At 72.9% G+C, this 17727-nt stretch carries 11 protein-coding genes; 4 read left to right on the forward strand and 7 right to left on the reverse strand.

The genetic code is table 11. The annotated features are described in order from the left end of the window. Positions 1-376 precede the first annotated feature (376 nt). Positions 377-1537, reverse strand: a complete 1161-nt coding sequence (locus ACYVHU_RS24385; protein ID WP_498949589.1) for an amidase — start codon at positions 1535-1537, stop codon at positions 377-379. An 83-nt stretch (positions 1538-1620) separates the two neighbouring features. Then, complete coding sequence (locus ACYVHU_RS24390) at positions 1621-2406, reverse strand: thioesterase II family protein (RefSeq protein WP_078761749.1); 786 nt, start codon at positions 2404-2406, stop codon at positions 1621-1623. Positions 2407-2791: 385 nt separating this feature from the next. On the opposite strand from ACYVHU_RS24390, the gene rfbA reads away from it, so the two are divergent. Both rfbA and rfbB read left to right on the forward strand, forming a co-directional pair. After that, positions 2792-3688, forward strand: coding sequence for a glucose-1-phosphate thymidylyltransferase RfbA (gene rfbA, locus ACYVHU_RS24395; RefSeq protein WP_078761748.1), 897 nt, complete (start codon positions 2792-2794; stop codon positions 3686-3688). Positions 3689-3745: 57 nt separating this feature from the next. Beyond that, complete coding sequence (gene rfbB / locus ACYVHU_RS24400) at positions 3746-4714, forward strand: dTDP-glucose 4,6-dehydratase (RefSeq protein ID WP_498949590.1); 969 nt, start codon at positions 3746-3748, stop codon at positions 4712-4714. A 24-nt stretch (positions 4715-4738) separates the two neighbouring features. Here the strand turns inward: rfbB and ACYVHU_RS24405 are convergent, their stop codons facing one another. Further along, positions 4739-5341, reverse strand: coding sequence for a dTDP-4-dehydrorhamnose 3,5-epimerase family protein (locus ACYVHU_RS24405; protein ID WP_078761746.1), 603 nt, complete (start codon positions 5339-5341; stop codon positions 4739-4741). A 500-nt stretch (positions 5342-5841) separates the two neighbouring features. Between ACYVHU_RS24405 and ACYVHU_RS24410 the strand changes: the two genes are divergently transcribed. Together ACYVHU_RS24410 and ACYVHU_RS24415 are read left to right on the forward strand one after the other, a co-directional pair. Further along, positions 5842-7140, forward strand: coding sequence for an activator-dependent family glycosyltransferase (locus ACYVHU_RS24410; RefSeq protein WP_078761745.1), 1299 nt, complete (start codon positions 5842-5844; stop codon positions 7138-7140). A gap of 51 nt (positions 7141-7191) precedes the next feature. Further along, a complete protein-coding gene (locus ACYVHU_RS24415) occupies positions 7192-11250 on the forward strand; it encodes a type I polyketide synthase (RefSeq protein WP_498949591.1) in 4059 nt (1352 codons plus the stop codon). 162 nt (positions 11251-11412) lie between these two features. On the opposite strand, the gene ACYVHU_RS24420 is transcribed toward ACYVHU_RS24415, so the two are convergent. The 4 genes from ACYVHU_RS24420 to ccrA form a co-directional block, all read right to left on the reverse strand. Next, a complete protein-coding gene (locus tag ACYVHU_RS24420) occupies positions 11413-12519 on the reverse strand; it encodes a DegT/DnrJ/EryC1/StrS family aminotransferase (protein WP_078761743.1) in 1107 nt (368 codons plus the stop codon). A gap of 52 nt (positions 12520-12571) precedes the next feature. After that, the gene (locus ACYVHU_RS24425) at positions 12572-13546 is read right to left on the reverse strand and encodes a beta-ketoacyl-ACP synthase III (RefSeq protein ID WP_078761742.1); all 975 of its coding nucleotides are present in this window, start codon (positions 13544-13546) and stop codon (positions 12572-12574) included. Continuing rightward, positions 13543-15327, reverse strand: coding sequence for a fatty acyl-AMP ligase (locus ACYVHU_RS24430; RefSeq protein WP_078761741.1), 1785 nt, complete (start codon positions 15325-15327; stop codon positions 13543-13545). The genes ACYVHU_RS24425 and ACYVHU_RS24430 overlap by 4 nt, the downstream gene beginning before the upstream one ends. Before the next feature lie 164 nt (positions 15328-15491). Further along, on the reverse strand, positions 15492-16835 hold the full coding sequence (gene ccrA, locus ACYVHU_RS24435; RefSeq protein WP_078761740.1) for a crotonyl-CoA carboxylase/reductase: 1344 nt from the start codon (positions 16833-16835) through the stop codon (positions 15492-15494). Positions 16836-17727 lie beyond the last annotated feature (892 nt).

A 17727-nucleotide genomic window follows, 5' to 3' on the forward strand; every position in this document is an offset into this window, starting at 1 on the left:
TCCTGGCCGAGCCGGGCGAAGGGGGGAAGGGAGACCGAAGTGCCGCGCAGCCACTGCGCCAGGTCACAGACCATGGCCGCGTTCCCCGCCTCCTGGTGGGAGCGGATGGCCGCCACCAGGAGCCGCACCCACAGGGGTCCCGCCTCACCGAACCGGTGACGCATGAGGGGCAGGCCGGCCCGCGAGATCGCGGCGAACAGGAGGTGGGCCTCCAACGCCGGAAGCCGTCCGGCTGCGGGCTCGTCCGAGAGGACGCGCGGCGCGATGGGCACCGCGTATCGGGCCGGGAAGAGGAAGGCGCACGGCCGGATACGGCCGGTGAGCAGGAGGCGGCCGCCGGCGCGGCCGCGTGGCCTTGGCGCCGGAGAGACCCGAGTCAGGTCGGCGGGGCCGGCCAGGGCACGTGGGCCTCGTACTCCGCCGCGGCCGACAGCAGCAGGCCATCGTCGTGGTGGGCGGCGACCAGCTGCACGCCCACCGGCAGGCCGTCGCGGGACACACCCGCGGGCAGACTGATCGCCGGATGCCCGGTGATGTTGAACAGCCAGGTCAAGCCGACGCTCATCGTCGTCCCGGGACCGTCGTGGCCGTGCGCGAGGTTCGGTGTGGTCGGGGTGGCCAGCAGGTCGAAGGAGCCGAAGAGAGCGTCGAGGGCCGCCCGGTCGCGCCCGTCGGTGGAGCCCGGGCCGCCTCCCGCGGCCCGTCGGGCGAACCAGCTCGCCGCCGGGTCGCGCACGCGCGGATCGGTCTCCTCCAGCGTGGTCCCGGTCCGTCGCGCCCACGCCTCGACCGCCCGGCCCGCCACCCGCAGGACCTCGGGGTCCACCTCGTTGAACCCGAGCGTGGGCGACCAGGCCACGCGCAGGGCGCCGGCGACGCGCCGGGCCGCCGCGCGCGGCTCCGCCCCCGCCGCCACCCGGTGGTACAGCCTTACGTCGGCGACCGACCGGGCGATGGGGCCGCCCACCGTCAGGCCCGCCCGATCCCGGGAGGGCAGCAGTCCGGTGGTCGGCTTGTAGCCGACCACCCCGCACCACGCCGCGGGGATCCGGGTGGAACCGGCCCCGTCGCTGGCCGTCGCCAATGGGACCATGCCGGCCGCGACGGCCACGGCCGACCCCGCCGATGAGCCTCCAGGGGTGACGTCGTGCCGCCACGGGTTGACGGTGCGCCCGCGCGGGGTCCTCCCCCAGGTCTTCCACTCCGTTCCGGGGCCGGGCACCGAGGTCGAGCCCACGGGGACGGCGCCGGCCGTGACCAGCCGGCGGGCCTGGAGCGAGCCGGTGCCCTCCGACGCCTTCACGGCGATGGGCACCCCGGCCAGGGGAAGACGCGCGCCCCGGGCCACGGCGGCGTCGACGGCGGCGGCCCGTTCCACGGCCTGCCCGGCCCACACCTCGCGGAAGGCGTTCAGCTCCCGATCGCGGTAGCCGATGGTCTCCAGGGCGGTCTCGACCACCTCCACGGCCGTGGTCCGGCCCGTCGCCACCCGAGCCGCGATCCTCCCGGCCGCGCCGACGGCTCCGCTCTCGATCATCCCTCTAGGGATAGGGGGAGTCCGAGCCCTTCACAACCCGGTTTCACGGCCGGACGGGCACCGGATCGCCGCCGGCCACGGGGTCAGCGCGCGGCCGGGACCGGTACCCCCGCCTCACGCAGCCGGCGTCCGATCAGCCCCGCCACGGGCTCCACGTGCTCGGCCAGGTAGAAGTGGCCGCCGCGGAAGGAGTGCACGTCGATCCCTGCCGAGGTGTGACCGGCCCAGTGTGGCGCCTCGGGCGCCGACATGCGCGGATCGCTGTCGCCGACCAGGACGGTGATCGGCGCCGAGGTCGCCTTCCCCGGCCGGGGGCGGTAGGTGCCGATGGCCCGGTAATCCGATCGCAGGGTCGGCAGGATCAGCCGGACCAGCTCCTCGTCCTCCAGAAACGTCGTGTCGGTGCCGTCGAGCCGCCGGATCTCCTCCAGCACCCGTTCGTCGCTCTGCAGGTACAGATCCTCGACCCGGTACTGCGACGGCGCCCGGCGGGCCGAGACGAAGAGCGCCACGGGGGCGGCCCCGCGTTCCTCCAGGCGCAGCGCCAGCTCGAACGCGACGACCGCGCCCATGCTGTGCCCGAACAGCGCCGTCGGCCGCTCGGGCGCGCCCGCCAGGACCTCCGCCACCAGGTCGGCCATTTGGTGCAGGTCCTCGACGCACGGTTCGCGCCGCCGCTCCTGGCGTCCCGGATACTGCACCGCGATCGCCTCGGCCACCCCGGCCAGCGCCCTGCACAAAGGGCGGTAGAAGGAGGCGGCGCCGCCGGCGTGCGGCAGGAACAGTACCCGCGCCGGTGCGGCGGGGTCCGGGGCGAAACGCCGCAGCCACAGGTCGGGATCGGTGCTGGTCGTGAAGGTCTCAGGCATGCCTCGTCCAGGGGGTAGCCGGTGGAGGGCGGCCGTCCCCGCCCCGCGGCGGGGGGCGGTCCCCATCGAACTGTGCCGCCCCGCGGGAACCGGGGCAACCCCTAGCCCACCCGTGAATCCGGCCGGCGCCGGATGGCGGCCCGGCGGCTCGCCCCCACCGGGCCGCGCGAGGCGGGGCGGACCCCTCAAAGGCGGCCCTCGCCCCCCTAAGTCGCGTTCCCGGGCTGGTCCGCCCGGAGCCGTTCGCCTAGCTTCGACCTGGCCGCACCATGTACGGCCCGGCCAGGGCGCGAACGGCCCGGCTCGCCTGGATCCCCTGCCGGTGGTCAGCCGCCCCGCGCGTCGCGCGTTCCGGGCGGAGATACAGAGAGGCAGGTGATCGACGATGAAGGGCATCATTCTCGCCGGAGGCACGGGAACCCGCCTGCATCCGGTGACCCTGGCGGTCTCCAAGCAGTTGCTGCCGGTCCACGGCAAACCGATGATCTACTACCCGATGTCGGTGCTCATGCTGGCCGGGATCAGGGAGATCCTGATCATCTGCGCGCCGGAGTACCACGACCAGTTCCGCCGGCTCCTCGGCGACGGCTCGCGGCTGGGGCTGGAGCTCAGTTACGCCGTCCAGGTCACCCCCAAGGGCCTGCCCGAGGCGTTCACCATCGGGGCCGAGCACATCGGGTCCGACTCCGTGGCCCTGGTGCTCGGGGACAACATCTTCCACGGCTCCTCGTTCTCCTCGGTCCTGGAGGAGAACAGCGCCGACGTGGACGGGTGCGTCCTGTTCGGCTATCCGGTCAGCGACCCGGAACGTTACGGGGTCGGCGAGACCGATGAGCAGGGCCGGCTGATCTCCCTGGAGGAGAAGCCCGTCCGGCCGCGCTCCAACCGGGCCATCACCGGGCTCTACTTCTACGACAACGACGTCGTGGACATCGCCAAGAACCTGTGCCCCTCGGCCCGCGGTGAACTGGAGATCACCGACCTGAACCGGAACTACCTGGACCGGGGCAAGGCCAGGCTGGTCGACCTGGGACGCGGGTTCGCCTGGCTGGACACCGGGACGCACCAGTCGCTGACCCAGGCCGGACAGTACGTGCAGGTGATCGAGGAGCGCCAGGGGGTGAGTATCGCCTGCCTGGAGGAGGTCGCGCTGCGCAAGGGGTTCATCGACGCGGACACCTGCTACCGGCTGGGCGAGGAACTGGCGAAGTCGGAGTACGGGCGCTACGTCATGCGCGTGGCGCAGGAGTTCCGTGACGTTCCCGCGCTGCCGTACGTCTGAGGGCGGTGGACCGGTGCGGAGGGGACGGGACGGTCAGTCGAGAAGGGAACGGACGCCATGCGCATCCTCGTGACCGGCGGGGCCGGGTTCATCGGGTCGAACTATGTGCGCCGCCTGCTGGAGGGGGCCTATCCCCAGACGGAGGGCGCGCACGTCACCGTCGTGGACAAGCTCACCTACGCGGGCCGGCGCGAGAACCTGGACGGGCTCGACCCGGACCGGCTGGAATTCGTGCGCGGCGATGTCACCGACGCCGCGCTGCTCTCGCGCCTGCTGCGGGGAGTGGACCTGGTGGTCCACTTCGCCGCGGAGTCCCACGTCGACCGGTCGATCGCCGGATCGGCCGAGTTCATCTCGACCAACGTGGTGGGGACCCACACCCTCCTCCAGTGCGCGCTGGAGGCCGGGGTGGGGCGGGTCGTGCACGTCTCCACCGACGAGGTCTACGGTTCGATCGCGGAGGGGTCGTGGGAGGAGACCCGCCCCCTGGAACCCAATTCGCCCTACTCAGCCTCCAAGGCCGCCTCCGATCTGCTCGCGCGGGCCTACCACCGCACCCACGGCCTGGACGTGTGCGTCACCCGCTGCTCCAACAACTACGGACCGCGCCAGCACCCCGAGAAGTTCATCCCCAAGGCCGTCACCAACCTGATGCGCGGGCTGCCCGTGCCGCTCTACGGCGAGGGCGTGAACGTGCGGGACTGGCTGCACGTCGACGACCACTGCCGGGGTATCGCGCTCGTGGCGGCCAAGGGCCGGGCCGGGGAGGTGTACAACATCGGCGGCGGGACCGAGCTGACCAACCGCGACCTGCTCGGCAAGCTGCTGGAGATCATCGGCGCGGACGCGTCCCTGGTACACCGGGTCGCCGACCGTCCCGGCCACGACCTGCGCTACTCGGTCGACCACACCAAGATCAGCGACGAGCTGGGCTACCGCCCGGAGGTCCCGCTGGAGCGGGGACTGGCCGACACGGTCCGCTGGTACGCCGACCACCGCTCCTGGTGGGAGCGCGCCGGGCAGTGAGACGGGCCGGCCCCGGCGCGGGGGTCAGGCGGACGCGGCCCGGTAGATCCGCCGGCAGTCCGCATAGGAGGGCAGCATCCCCCGCTCCCGCGCCTCGGCCAGAGAGGGGGCGGTGCGGTCCTTCTCCGACAGCAAGGGGTCCCGGCCGGCGTGCCGCGGCCACGGCAGGCCGAGCCGCGGGTCCAGGGGGTTGATCCCGAACTGCGTCCCGGGCCGCCACAGGCTCGTCGCCAGGTAGACGATCGTCGCGCCGTCGGTCAGCGGGGCGAAGCCGTGCGCCAGACCCTCGGCGACGTACATCGCCTGGTGCCGGTCGGCGTCCAAGGTGACGGCCACGTGCTCACCGAAGGTCGGGGAGCCCACCCGGATGTCCAGCACCACGTCGAGGACGGCGCCCTGGACGCAGATCATGTAGTAGCACTGGCCCGGCAGCACGTAGGAGTGCATCCCCCGGACCGCGCCCAGGTGCGAGACCGACAGGTTGAGCTGGGCCACCGGGAGCGTGCGGCCGGTGTGCGCCTCGAACGATCCGCTGTTGAACTCCTCCAGGAAGCGTCCCCGCTCGTCGGCGAGGACGTCGGGGGTGACCAGGAGGGTCCCTTCGATCGCGAGTTCGGTGTACTTCATCGCTGCTACGGGCTCCAAAGGCCGGGGGCGGGAGGGCGGGTCCTCGGCCGCCACCGGCCGGAGCGGGGACGGGCCCGTATCCGGGCACGGTCGTGCCGTGCACGGGGGTGCGGGCCGGGACATCGCGGGACGACCGTAGTTTTCGGGTTCCGCCCGCCTCAACCCCTACCTCGCCCCTAAGCCGTTCCTCCCCGGACATCCGGCGAACAGGCGCCAGAGCCCGCCCGGCACGTCGGGGCGCCCCCGCGCTGCCGGGGCGGGCGCGGGAGCGGCCGGGGCAGCGTCCCGCCCAGCGGGCCGCAGGGGCGTTTGAGGGGTGTCCTAAGGGTCGGAGCGCGCGGCGGGCGTGATTAGTGTCGCCCTGTGCCGGCCGGGAACGGCGGGTCCCCGCCACGGCGATGGGAACGCCCGGGGCCGGCGTCCCGCGGGGGGCGGGCGCGTCCGGGCGGGCGCGAACGGCCGTCCCCGGCCGTCGACCTCCCGGAATTGAGAGGCTCCACATGCGCGTCGTCCTCACCCATATCGCCGCATCAACCCACCTCAACCTCATGGTGCCGATCGGGTGGGCCCTGAAGAACGCCGGACACGAGGTCGTGGTCGCGGCCCAGCCGGACATCATGCACGCGGTCGACCGGACCGGGCTGACAGGGGTCGCGGTCGGCGGACCGGCGCGCTTGGCCGAGCGCCTGGCCGAGCTCGCGCCCGAGGAGACGATTTACGGCTCTGGTTTCCGCCTCGCCGAGTCGCGCCCCGAGGTGCTCACCTACGAGTACGTTCGCGACTGCCTGGCGGCCTGGGCGTCCCCGCTGTCACTGGACGGCACCGTCGAGGACCACATGTACGACGGGCTGGTCGACTTCTGCCGGTCCTGGCGTCCCGACCTCGTCATCTGGGACACGCTGACCTTCCCGGGCGCGGTGGCGGCGCGCGCCTGCGGTGCCGCGCACGTGCGCACCACCATCAGCCGCGACCACTGGGTCCGGATGCGGGAGCTGTACCTGCGCATGCGCGCCGAACGCCCCGAGGCCGCCGATGAGGCCGACCCGGTCGTCGAGTGGATCTCCGCGAAGCTGCGCAGGTTCGGCTGCGACTTCCACGAGGACGTGATCTTCGGGCAGGCGACGATCGACTCCCTGCCGCCGTGGCTGCGCATCCCCGCCGAGCACCGCTACATCGACATGCGCTACGTGGCGCACAACGGGCCTGGCGCCCTGCCGGCCTGGCTCGCCGAAGAGGAGCCGAAGGTCCCGCGCGTCTGCCTCACCAAGGGGTTCTCCACCAGCGAGGTCATGGGGGACCGGACCACCTTCGGGCTCGACGACTTCTTCGAGGCGGTCGCGGACATGCCCATCGAGGTCATCGCGCTGATGGACCCCGCGGCCCTCCCCGAAGGGGCCACCGTCCCCGACAACGTCCGCCTGCCCGGGTTCGTTCCGCTGGACTTCCTGCTCAAGACCTGCGCCGCGATCATCCACCACGGCGGGACCGGGACCGTTGCGACGTCCCTGTCCAACGGAATCCCGCAGATCGTCATCCCACACGACCTCATCGACGAGGACCAGGTGGCCGACCAGATCGCGGCGCGAGGCGCGGGCGTGCACCTGGACCCCGGCACCCTCACCGCCGACCTCCTGCGCACCGAGCTGACCCGGGTCCTGGAGGACCCCTCCTTCCGGGAGAACGCCGCACAGATCGCCAAGGAGATGCGGGAGCTGCCCGGCCCGGAGGACCTCGTCCGTGAGCTTGAGGCGCTCGTCGCCCGGCACCAGGCGTCGTCCGGTGCCACGACGCGCTCCTAAGCGGCCGGTCCCGGACCGGATTTCCCAGTGCCTATCGAGGAAGGCGGACGCGTGGCGGACGAAGAAAAGCTCCTCGCATACTTGCGGCGGGCGACGGAGGACCTCCAGACGGCCAAGGCGCGGCTACGCGCCGTGCAGGCCCGGGAGCACGAACCGATCGCGATCGTCGGGATGGCCTGCCGGCTCCCCGGCGGCGTCGCCTCCCCCGAGGATCTGTGGCGCCTCGTCGCCGACGGAGGCGAGGGGATCGTCCCCGCCCCCGGGGACCGCGGCTGGGAGCTGGAGCCCTCCGACGAGGGGGCGCCTTCGCTGGCGGGCGGTTTCATGGACGGCGCCGACCAGTTCGACGCCGGCTTCTTCGGGATCACCGCGGGTGAGGCGCTGGCCATGGACCCGCAGCAGCGCCTGCTGTTGGAGACGTCCTGGGAGGTCCTGGAACGGGCCGGGCTGCCCCCGCGTTCCCTCAAGGGGACGCGTACGGGGGTCTTCGTCGGGGCCTTCACCAACGACTACGGTGTCAAACCCGCCTCCGTCCCCGAAGGGGTCGAAGGGTTCCTGGGGACGGGGACGTCGGGGTCGGTGATCTCGGGGCGCGTGGCCTACACGCTCGGCCTGGAGGGTCCGGCCCTCACCGTGGACACCGCCTGCTCCTCCTCCCTCACCGCCCTCCACCTGGCCTGCATCTCCCTGCGCCGGGGCGAGAGCACGCTCGCCCTCGCCGGTGGCGTCACCGTGATGGCCACCCCGCAGATCATCACCACCGGGCACCGATTCGGCGGGCTGGCCGCCGACGGGCGGGTCAAGGCCTTCGCCGAGGGAGCCGACGGCACCGTCTTCGCCGAAGGCGTCGGCATGGTCGTCCTGGAACGCCTGTCGGACGCGCGCCGTAACGGCCGTACCGTGCTGGCGGTCCTGCGCGGCTCGGCGGTCAACCAGGACGGGGCGAGCAACGGACTCACCGCGCCGAGCGGTCCCGCGCAGGAGCGGGTGATCCGCCAGGCCCTCGCCGACGCCGGCCTCACCGCCGCCGACGTCGACGTGGTCGAGGCCCACGGGACCGGGACCGAACTGGGCGACCCCATCGAGGCCCGGGCCCTCCAAGCGGTCTACGGTGACCGCCCCGAAGAGTGGCCGCTGTGGCTGGGGTCGCTCAAGTCCAACATCGGGCACACCCAGGCGGCCGCCGGCGTGGCCGGGGTGATCAAGACGGTGATGGCGCTGCGCCAGGAGCGCATGCCCGCCACCCTGCACGTCTCCGCCCTCTCCTCCCAGGTCGACTGGGACGCGGCCCGGGTCAGGGTGCTGACCGAGGCGCGGCCGTGGCCGGCCCACCCCGGCCGCCCGCGCCGGGGCGCCGTCTCCTCGTTCGGGGTCAGCGGCACCAACGCCCACCTGATCATCGAGGAGGCGCCCGCGCCGGAGGAGCCCAATACCTCCCAGGAGCCCGCGCCGTCCGAAGCGGAGCAGCGGACGTCCGTGCTCGGCCCGGGCCCGGCCGTCCCGTTGCCGCTGTCGGCCGGGAACAGCGCCGCGCTGCGCGAGCAGGCGCAGCGGCTGGCCGCCTTCACCCGCGCCCGCCCCGATGCCGACCCCGCCGACATCGCCGCCTCGCTGTACGCCGCCCGGCAGACGCTGGAGGAGCGGGCCGTCGTCATCGGTTCCTCCCTGGAGGAGCTGACCGCGCGGCTGGACGCTTTGGCCACGGGAGAAGAAGGGGCCCGTACGGTGCGGGGCGGCTCTGGCGGGCGGGGCAGGCCCAGCGGCGCGGTCTACGTCTTCCCGGGGCACGGCTCCCACTGGATCGGCATGGGCCGGGACCTCCTCGACACCTCGCCGGTGTTCGCCGCCCGGATGCGCGCGTGCTTCGCCGAGATCGAGCAGATCGTGGACTGGGACCCCGAGGCGGTCCTGCGCGGCCTCCCCGGTGCCACGCCGATGGACCGTATCGACGTCCTGCCCCTGCTGACCTTCTCGGTCATGGTCTCCCTGGCCGAGCTGTGGACCTCGGTGGGCGTGCGCCCGCTGGCCGTCGTGGGGCACTCCCAGGGCGAGGTCGCCGCGGCCTATGTCGCCGGAGCCCTCTCCCTGTCCCAGGCGGTGCGCGTGGCCGAGCGGCGCGTCCGCCTGCTCGTCGATCACCTGGCCGGCCAGGGCGCGCTCGCCGCGGTCGCCCTGGGCGCCGACGAGGTCGAGAAGCGGATCGCCCCCTGGAGCGAGGGAATCGCCGTCAGCGCCAAGAACGGTCCGACGTCGACGGTCGTCTCCGGCGACGCCGACCTGCTGGCCCGCTTCGTCGAGGAGTGCCGGGCCGAGGACATCCGCGCCCGCCTGTTCCCCTCGACGCTGGCCTCCCACTCGCCGCAGGTCGAGCGGATCCGCGAGCCCCTGCTCGCCGAGCTCGCCGACATCACCCCCGGCCCCGCGAAGATCCCCTTCTACTCGACGGTGACCGGGGGCCGGCTGGACGGGACGGAGCTGACCGCCGACTACTGGTACCGCAACGCCCGCCGGCCCGTGGACTTCCACGGGGCCGTCGACGCGCTGCTCGCCGATGGCCACGGCGTCTTCGTGGAGTGCAGCGCACACCCCGTCCTCGTCTCGGGGGTGCAGGAGATCGCCGCCCGCGGGCCCGCGGGCGAGGTGACCGCGGTGGGGTCGCTGCGCCGCGACGACGGGGGAGCCGAGCGCTTCCTGGAGTCGATGGGACAGGCGCACTGCGCCGGCGTCGCAGTGGACTGGAACACCGTCCTCTCCGGCGCCCCGATACTGGCGACGGACCTGCCGACCTACGCCTTCCAGCGGCGGCGTTACTGGCTGGAGGACTCCTTCAGCGCTCCGGAGGTGACGGGGAGCGCCCCCGGAGATGAGGAGTCCGACGGCGCCGTCGCACTCCTGACCCACCTGGCCGGGCTCACCCCCCAAGAACGCTCCGCCGAGGTCCTCACACTGGTCCGCCGGAGCGTGGCGGCGGTGCTCGGGCACGGTACCGCGCAGGCCGTGGACCCGGAACAGGACTTCCTGGAGGCGGGCTTCGACTCGCTCACCGCCGTCGAACTGCGCAACCGGCTGACCAAGGCCCTGGGGATCCGGCTGCCCGCGACCATCGCCTTCGACGAGCGCGACCCCGCCGGTCTCGCCCGCCACCTGGAGGAGCTGATCGATGCGGAGAAGCTCCCCGAGAACTCGGGGGCCCACCCCGCCGGTTCCGGATCGCCGACCGCCTCCCCGGCCGCGACCCCGGCCCCGGTGACCCGAGCCGGGGGGCAGCGCGGCGACGGTCTCAGCCTCCTGCTCCGTTCGGCCGCGGCCGCCGACCGGGTCCAGGAGGCGCTGGACATGCTGGAGATGGTCGCCGGCCTCTACCCGTCCTTCCGGGAGCACACACAGGCCGGTGGGCCCCTGCGCCCGCTCACCCTGGCCCGCGGCCCGGCCCGCCCCGCCCTGTACTGCTTCAGCACTCCGATGGCGCTGGGCGGCGCCGCGCAGTTCGCGCGGCTCGCCACGGGTTTTCGCGGGGTCCGCGACCTGCACGTGCTGCCGGTTCCCGGGTTCTCCTCGGTCTCCGCCCTGCCGGAGACCACCGAGGCGATCATCGGTCTGTGGGCCGAGAGCATCCGCGCGGCAGCGGGCGACGAGCCGTTCGCGCTCCTCGGCTACTGCGCCGGGGGCAACTTCGCGCACGCCGTGGCCTCCCGTTTGGAGGGGATGGGGACCCGCCCCCAGGGGCTCGTCCTCCTCGACACCTACCCCGACAGCAGGATCGTCGACGAGGTCGGCGACTCGATGCTGGTGGGGATGTTCGAACGGGAGGACCGTTTCGGCCCCTTCACCGACGCCCGGATGGCGGCCATGGGACGTTACTACCGGCTGGTCCGGGAGGTCGCCGGCGACACCATGCGGGTGGAGGTCGAGGCCCCCACCTTCTGCGTCCTGCCCGACACCCCGTTGCCCTCGGGGCCCGACGGCGAACGCAACCGCTCCGGCCTGTGGCGCGCCACCTGGCCCCGAGAGCACACCCTCGCCGAGGTCCCCGGCGACCATCTCACCATGCTGGAAGAGGGCGCGCCCGCCATGGCGAGCACGATCGAGACCTGGCTGCGCTCCCTGTGATGGGAGGGCTCCGGCCGTCCCGGAGCCCGCGACCGCCCCCCTGCCCCACGGAGCAGGGGGGCGGTTGCCGTCGGGACCCGGCCGGGGCATAGGACGGTGCAGACGCCCGTGGGGGGCGGACGCCAAGGCGTCCGCCCCCCACGGTGTGCTGGCGCCGGCCCCCTAGCCGGCCGACACCACCTTGCGCAGGACCTCGATCACCCGGTCCTGCTGGTCCGTGGTCAAGGTCGGGTACATCGGCAGGGAGAAGACCTCCCGGGAGAGCCGCTCGGTGACCGGGAGGGACCCGGCGGCATATCCCAGGTGCGCGAACCCCGTCATGGTGTGCACGGGCCAGGGATAGTGGATCCCCACGCCGACCCCTTCGGCCCGCACCGCCTCGACGATCCGGTCGCGGTCGGGGTGGCGCACCACGTACAGGTGGTAGGCGTGCTCGTCGTCCGCGCCGCGGTCCGGCAGCACCAGGCCCGTGTCCGCCAGGCCCTCGGCGTAGCGCGCGGCCACCGCGCGGCGGCGGGCGAGGTAGCCGTCGAGCCTGCGCAGCCGGCGGCGCAGGATCTCGGCGTGCAGGTCGTCGAGCCGGCTGTTGTAGGCGGGGGTGCGCAGCGTGTAGTAGCGCTCCTTCATCCCGTAGAACCGCAGGCTCCGGATCTCCTCGGCCAGCCCCGCATCACCGGTGAGGACGGCTCCGCCATCACCGAAACCGCCGAGGACCTTCGTCGGGTAGAAGGAGAAGGTCGCCAGGTCGCCCAGGGTCCCGGCGAGGTGGCCGTCGTGGCGGGCGCCGGTCGCCTGGGCGCAGTCCTCGACGATCCGCAGGCCGTGCTCGTCGGCGATCCGGCGCAGGGCCGTCATGTCGGCGCACCGGCCGTAGAGGTGGACCGGCAGCACCACCCGGGTCCGCTCGGTCACGGCCGCCGCGACCTGCCCGGGATCGATCAGATGGTCCTCGCGCACGTCCACCAGGACCGGGCGGGCGCCCACCGCGTCGATGGCGATCACGGTGGGCACGGCGGTGTGCGCCACGGTGATGACCTCGTCACCGGGGCCCACCCCCAGCGCCCGCAACGCCAGCACCAGCGCATTGGTCCCGTTGTCGACCCCGACACAGTGGCCGGCGCCGTGGTAGTCCGCGAACTCCCGCTCGAACGCCTGGAGGCTGGCACCCAGGACGAGCCGGCCGGAGTCGAGCACCGTGTCCACCGCGTCGTGGATCTCGGCCCGCTCCTCCTCCAGTTCCGGCCGGTAATCCCACACCGGTATCGTCATCGATCGTCCTTTCGGTCTCGCCGGGTGGCGGCGCGCCGCCGGATGGGACGGGTCATGGGCAGCGGACGACCTGGGCCGCGTAGGCCAGGCCGGCGCCGAAACCGAGCAGCAGCACCGGCGACCCGGTCGGCAGCGCCCCCTGTTCGATGAGCTTGGACAGGGCGATCGGGACACTGGCCGCCGAGGTGTTGCCCGAGTCGACCACGTCCCGGGCGACGACGGCCTGGTGCGCCCCCAACCGGTCCACGATCCGATCGATGATGCGCAGGTTGGCCTGGTGGGTGACGATCCCCGCGAGTTCCTCCGGGGGCACGCCGGCCCGTTCGCACGCCTGGCGCGCGACGGAGGCCAGTGTCGTGGTCGTCCATCGGTAGACGGTCTGGCCGTCCTGACGGAACAGGGCGCGCGGCCCCTCCGGCCCGCTGGTCTCCAGCCGGATCGCCTCGCCACGGTCGGGTTCGGAGCCCCAGACCACCGGCCCGATCCCGGGCTCGGGCGTCGTTCCACCGGCGGCGACCACCGCGGCGCCCGCGCCGTCCCCGAAGAGGACGCAGGTCGTGCGGTCCTGCCAGTCGAGGAAGTCCGACATCTTGTCGGCGCCGATGACCAGCGCCGCCCGGCTCGACCCGCACTGCACGGCGTGGTCGGCGGTCGCCAGCGCGTAGCAGAACCCCGAGCAGGCGACGTTGGTGTCGAACACCGCGGCGCCGCGGATGTCCAGGCTCCGGGCCACACGCGAGGCGATGTTGGGCATGCGCTCCATCGCGGTGCAGGTGGCGACGGTGACCAGGTCGACCTCTGCCGCGTCGAGCCCCGAACGGGCGAGCGCCTTCGCCGCCGCGGCCACCGCCATGTCGGCGACGCTCTCATCGGGTTCGGCGACGCGCCGGGTGGAGATGCCCACGCGGGTTCTGATCCACTCGTCGGTGGTGTCGATCTGCTGGGCCAGTTCGTCGTTGGTGACCTCGCGCGAGGGCAGGTAGTGGCCGAGGGCCACGATACGCGCGCCCGTCTGCTGGGGGATCATCGCACCTCCGCGGGGACGCGGGCCGTTCCATCGTCCTCACTGCGCTGCGCGCGCACGAGCGCCTCGACCGTGTCGTCCAGCGCCGTGGCGAACACCCGGTAGCGGCTCTCCAGGAACAGCGCGCGGGCGCGGCGCCGTTGCACCTTCCCGCTCGTCGTGCGCGGTACGCCTCCGGCGACCAGGCACACCCCGACCCGGGATAGGCCAAAGGATGAGGACAGAGTGGCACGGAGCCGCTCGGCGAGCTCCTCAATCGTCGTGTCGCGGGCCATGCCCCTCCTGATCTCCTGTACGAGGATGATGTGGGTCCGCGATCCCGCTTCCACCGCGAAGGCCGCGGCCGGCTGGGCGGTGAACGCCGGATGCACGCCCTGAGCCGCATCCTCCAGATCCTGCGGATGGAAGTTGCGGCCGTTGACGATGATCATGTCATCAACGCGTCCGGCGATGAAGAGTCGGCCGTCCTCGTAGAATCCGAGATCCCCGGTACGCAGCCACGCCCCGTTCTCGCCCACGAGGGTGGCCTGGAAGGTCCGCGCGGTCTTCTCCGGGGCGTTCCAGTACCCCGCGGCGACGCTGCCGCCCCGTACCCAGATCTCCCCGACGATCGTGTCGGCCAGTTCCACGTGGGTCTGCGGGTCCACGATCCGCACGTCCAGGTCCACCGGTCGGCCGCAGGCCACCAGCGCCAGCCCCGTACCGGGGGCGGTCTCGCGGGCCTCACCCGCCTCCAGGCCGGCCGGGGCGAACTCCTTGATCACGGGCTCCTCCTCCAGAGAGGGGCCGGCCACGAGCAGGGTCGCCTCGGCCAGGCCGTAGCTGGGCTGGAACGCCTCCTGGCGAAACCCCACCGGGGCGAAGCGCCGCGTGAACGCGCGCAGGGTGCGCGCGCGGACCGGCTCCGCGCCGTTGATCGCCGACCGCAGGGAGGACAGGTCGAGCCGTTCCAGCTCCTCGTCGGTGACCCGGTTGGCGGTGAGCCCGTAGGCGAAGTCGGGTGCCACGGTGCAGGTGGCGCGCAAACGTGTGATGGCCTCCAGCCACCGGAACGGGTGCTTCATGAACCCCAGCGGGCTCAGGTAGGCGCAGTCGGCCCCGGCGTACAGGGGGTTCAGCAGCATCCCGATGAGCCCCATGTCGTGGAAGTGCGGCAGCCAGCCGGCCATCCCGCCCTGATCGGTCAGCCCGGTGATGTGCAGCAGGCTCTGCTCGTTGGCGAGGAGGTTGGCGTGGGTGACCATGACCCCCTTGGGGGCGCTGGTCGAACCGGAGGTGTACTGGAGGAACGCGATGGAGTCCGGGCCCAGCGCGGGCATCCGCCAGGCTCCGGCGCGGCCCGCTCCCAGCCGGTCGGTGGCCACGACGGGGACCGGCCCTCCGGGCGGGGGCGACTGGGCCAGCCGCTCCACGACGTCGTCGTGACAGGTGGAATCCGTCAGGACGATCTCGGCGGAGCAGTCGGCGATCACCCCGGCGACGCGGTCCAGGCTGGCCCGGTTGGTCGGCAGGGGGATCGGGACCGCGACGACGCCGGAGTACAGGCAGCCGAGGAACGCCTCCAGGAATCCCAGCCCCGCCGGGTACAGCAGCAGAGCCCGGGAACCCGCCCCCGGACTCTCCGAGAGCAGGGCGCCGAGTTCCCTGGCGCGCAGGTCGAGTCCGGCATAGGTCAGGGTGTCCTCGACGAGCCCACCGGAGGACTCGCGCAGGAACGTGTAGGAACGCGTCTCGCCGTGTCGTTCGACAACGTCCAGCACGTGTCCGGTGAAACTGCTGGGCATGGGATACCTCGTGGTCGTGGCGGCCGATCGTCCCGGCCGGGGCATGTGGCTGGTTGCGTCTGAAAAGGGGACCGGGGAAAGGGCACGGGGACGGCCCCGGACGAGGGTGACGCGCCGCCGGGGCGCGTCCGGCCTCGGCCGGGGCCGGGCTCTGGGCGGACGGGTCAGCCGCGGGTGGCGAACGAGCGCATCGTGGTGATCCGCTCCTCGCCGAATCGGGCACGCCGCTCGGGGTCGGTGATGCCGAGTCCCGGCTCGGGGGCGAGGCCGAGCACCCCCACCTTGCCGATGTGCCCGTTGCGCTGGACCAGCCGGGCGGCCTCGCCCACCTCTTCCAACCGGTACAGATCGGTGAGGGCGGGCACGATCCGGCCCATGTCGAGGAGACGGTTGGTCTCCCACTGCTCCTGGAGGTTGGCGCCGTGGCTGCCGATGATCCGCTTCAGGTTCATCCACAGGTAGCGGTTGTCGAACTGGTGGTGGTAACCGGTACTGGAGCCGCAGGTGATGACCGTGCCGCCGCGGGCGGCGACGAACACCGAGACGCCGAAGGTGCTCTGGCCGACGTGCTCGAACACCACGCTGGGGTCCTCGCCGACCTCCTTGCGGATGATCTTGCCGAGCCGCTTGCCCGTCGCGAGCACCTGGTCCGGCGAGGCGTCCGGGCGGGTGATCAACCCCGCCTCCTCGCGGTCGATCACCACGTCGCATCCCAGCGCGCGGGCCGCCTCGGCCTTGCGCCCCGAGCCGACCACGCCGACCGAGATCCCGCCTCCGTTGCGGACCATCTGTGTCGCGTAGGCGCCGAGGCCGCCGCTGGCGCCCCAGATGAGGACGACGTCCCCCTGCTTGATCCGCGCGCCGCGGTCGCTGACGAGCATCCGGTAGGCGGTGCCGGCGCACAGCGGGTTGACGGCGGCCTCCTCCCAGCTCAGATGGGCCGGCTTGCGCAGGAGCTGGGAGGAGCGGAGCACGGTGTAGTGGGCCAGGCCGCCGAAGTTGGTCTCAAACCCCCAGGCGCGCTGGGTGGCGCCGAGCATCCCGTCCGCCTGCGTGGCCGGCTCCTCGCCGTCGGCGTAGACCGTGCTCGCCACGACGTGGTCGCCGACCTTCCAGTTGCGCACGCCCGCGCCGGTCCGCACCACGACACCCGCGGCGTCTGAGCCCAGGACGTGGTAGGGCTGGTTGTGCCGTTCCTCCCAGCCACCCCGGCGGGCGTGCCGCTCCAGGAAACGGAAGGTCGGCAGCGGCTCGAAGATCGCCGACCAGACCGTGTTGTAGTTGATCGCGCTCGCCATGACGGCGACCAGCACCTCATCGGGGGCCAGCTCCGGCAGCGGGACCTTGCCGACCCGCAGCGACTTGCGCACGTCCTTGTCGACGACCCCGTCGAACATGTCCACGTCCTCGGCGCGGACGTGCGCGGCGGTGTACTCGGTGGGTGTGTCGGTCTTTTCGAGCTCGGCCGGGTCCGCGCCCCGTACGACTGCTTCGGCCAGTGGATCCATTGCGTTCCCTTCTGTCGCCGCCGGTCCGCCGGGCCACGTCGACCCGGGTCCTGTGCCGCTGGGTGGGTCCGCCGTCCGGCGCATAGGACGGCGAGCCCCGTCTGCGGGCCGTTCCTCTCCGGCCCGGGGCGCGGAGCACGTCGGCGGCGCGCGTGCCATCCGGTACCTGCCGCTCTGGTGTGCGCCGCGTCGAGGGTACGTAGGCCCCTCGGCCGTCCGACACCCCTAGAACCGCGCGCCCTACCCCCCTCGATGCGGTCCGGCCGGGCAAGGGCGGCCGCTCCCCTGCCCAGGGAGTGGTGGGCTCGGTGGGGATTAGGGGTGGGGCGGACCGGGTCCCTCGGCGCGGGCGTGTTCCGTGGCGGCCGCCCGGCCGCTGGGGAGGAAGGACGGTCCTTTCCCGATTTCAGGGGGGAGAGGGGGGCGGGACGCGGTGCCGTGCCCGCCGGGGCGGGGCGGGCGCTGTGGGGCGGGGCCCGGGGGTGGGGCGCGAGGCGATCTGCGTGTTCTGTCGGTTTTTGTGCAGGTTTTTCGCTTTTCGTGCTTTTCTGGAGTGGCGAATATCACTCCCCCGTCCGGGTGTGCCGTGGAAAAGCGGCGACCAGCGAATATGTGGCTTTCCTGAGAAAGGGGGAGGAGGGGCCTTCCGCTTCAGGGGTGTGATGTTTTGCGGTCCGGACGTGTGCCGCGCCTCCGGCCGGAGAATCCGCCCCCTAGGGGCGGGGGCGCTCGCCGCTTCCCTCCAGGACCAGCGGGACTGCGGGCGGCGGACCCCCCTTTATGAGAGGCGGAAAGGCGAAGGGTGCGCGGCCGGGAACGGCGGGTGTGACGAAATGGCCGTGAGGGGTGGCGGCCCCGTGTCGTGAATTACATGTGGCCGCATGAGGACAGA

It is taken from the genome of Marinactinospora endophytica, assembly GCF_054780875.1.

Excerpts from the sequence above, each read along its gene's own strand:
- ACYVHU_RS24425 (WP_078761742.1), bottom strand. The coding sequence starts at position 13,546 with ATGATCCCCCAGCAGACGGGCGCGCGTATCGTGGCCCTCGGCCACTAC.
- ACYVHU_RS24410 (WP_078761745.1), top strand. The coding sequence starts at position 5,842 with ATGCGCGTCGTCCTCACCCATATCGCCGCATCAACCCACCTCAACCTC.
- ACYVHU_RS24430 (WP_078761741.1), bottom strand. The coding sequence starts at position 15,327 with ATGCCCAGCAGTTTCACCGGACACGTGCTGGACGTTGTCGAACGACAC.
- ACYVHU_RS24385 (WP_498949589.1), bottom strand. The coding sequence starts at position 1,537 with ATGATCGAGAGCGGAGCCGTCGGCGCGGCCGGGAGGATCGCGGCTCGG.
- rfbB (WP_498949590.1), top strand. The coding sequence starts at position 3,746 with ATGCGCATCCTCGTGACCGGCGGGGCCGGGTTCATCGGGTCGAACTAT.
- ACYVHU_RS24405 (WP_078761746.1), bottom strand. The coding sequence starts at position 5,341 with ATGAAGTACACCGAACTCGCGATCGAAGGGACCCTCCTGGTCACCCCC.
- ACYVHU_RS24390 (WP_078761749.1), bottom strand. The coding sequence starts at position 2,406 with ATGCCTGAGACCTTCACGACCAGCACCGATCCCGACCTGTGGCTGCGG.
- rfbA (WP_078761748.1), top strand. The coding sequence starts at position 2,792 with ATGAAGGGCATCATTCTCGCCGGAGGCACGGGAACCCGCCTGCATCCG.
- ACYVHU_RS24420 (WP_078761743.1), bottom strand. The coding sequence starts at position 12,519 with ATGACGATACCGGTGTGGGATTACCGGCCGGAACTGGAGGAGGAGCGG.
- ccrA (WP_078761740.1), bottom strand. The coding sequence starts at position 16,835 with ATGGATCCACTGGCCGAAGCAGTCGTACGGGGCGCGGACCCGGCCGAG.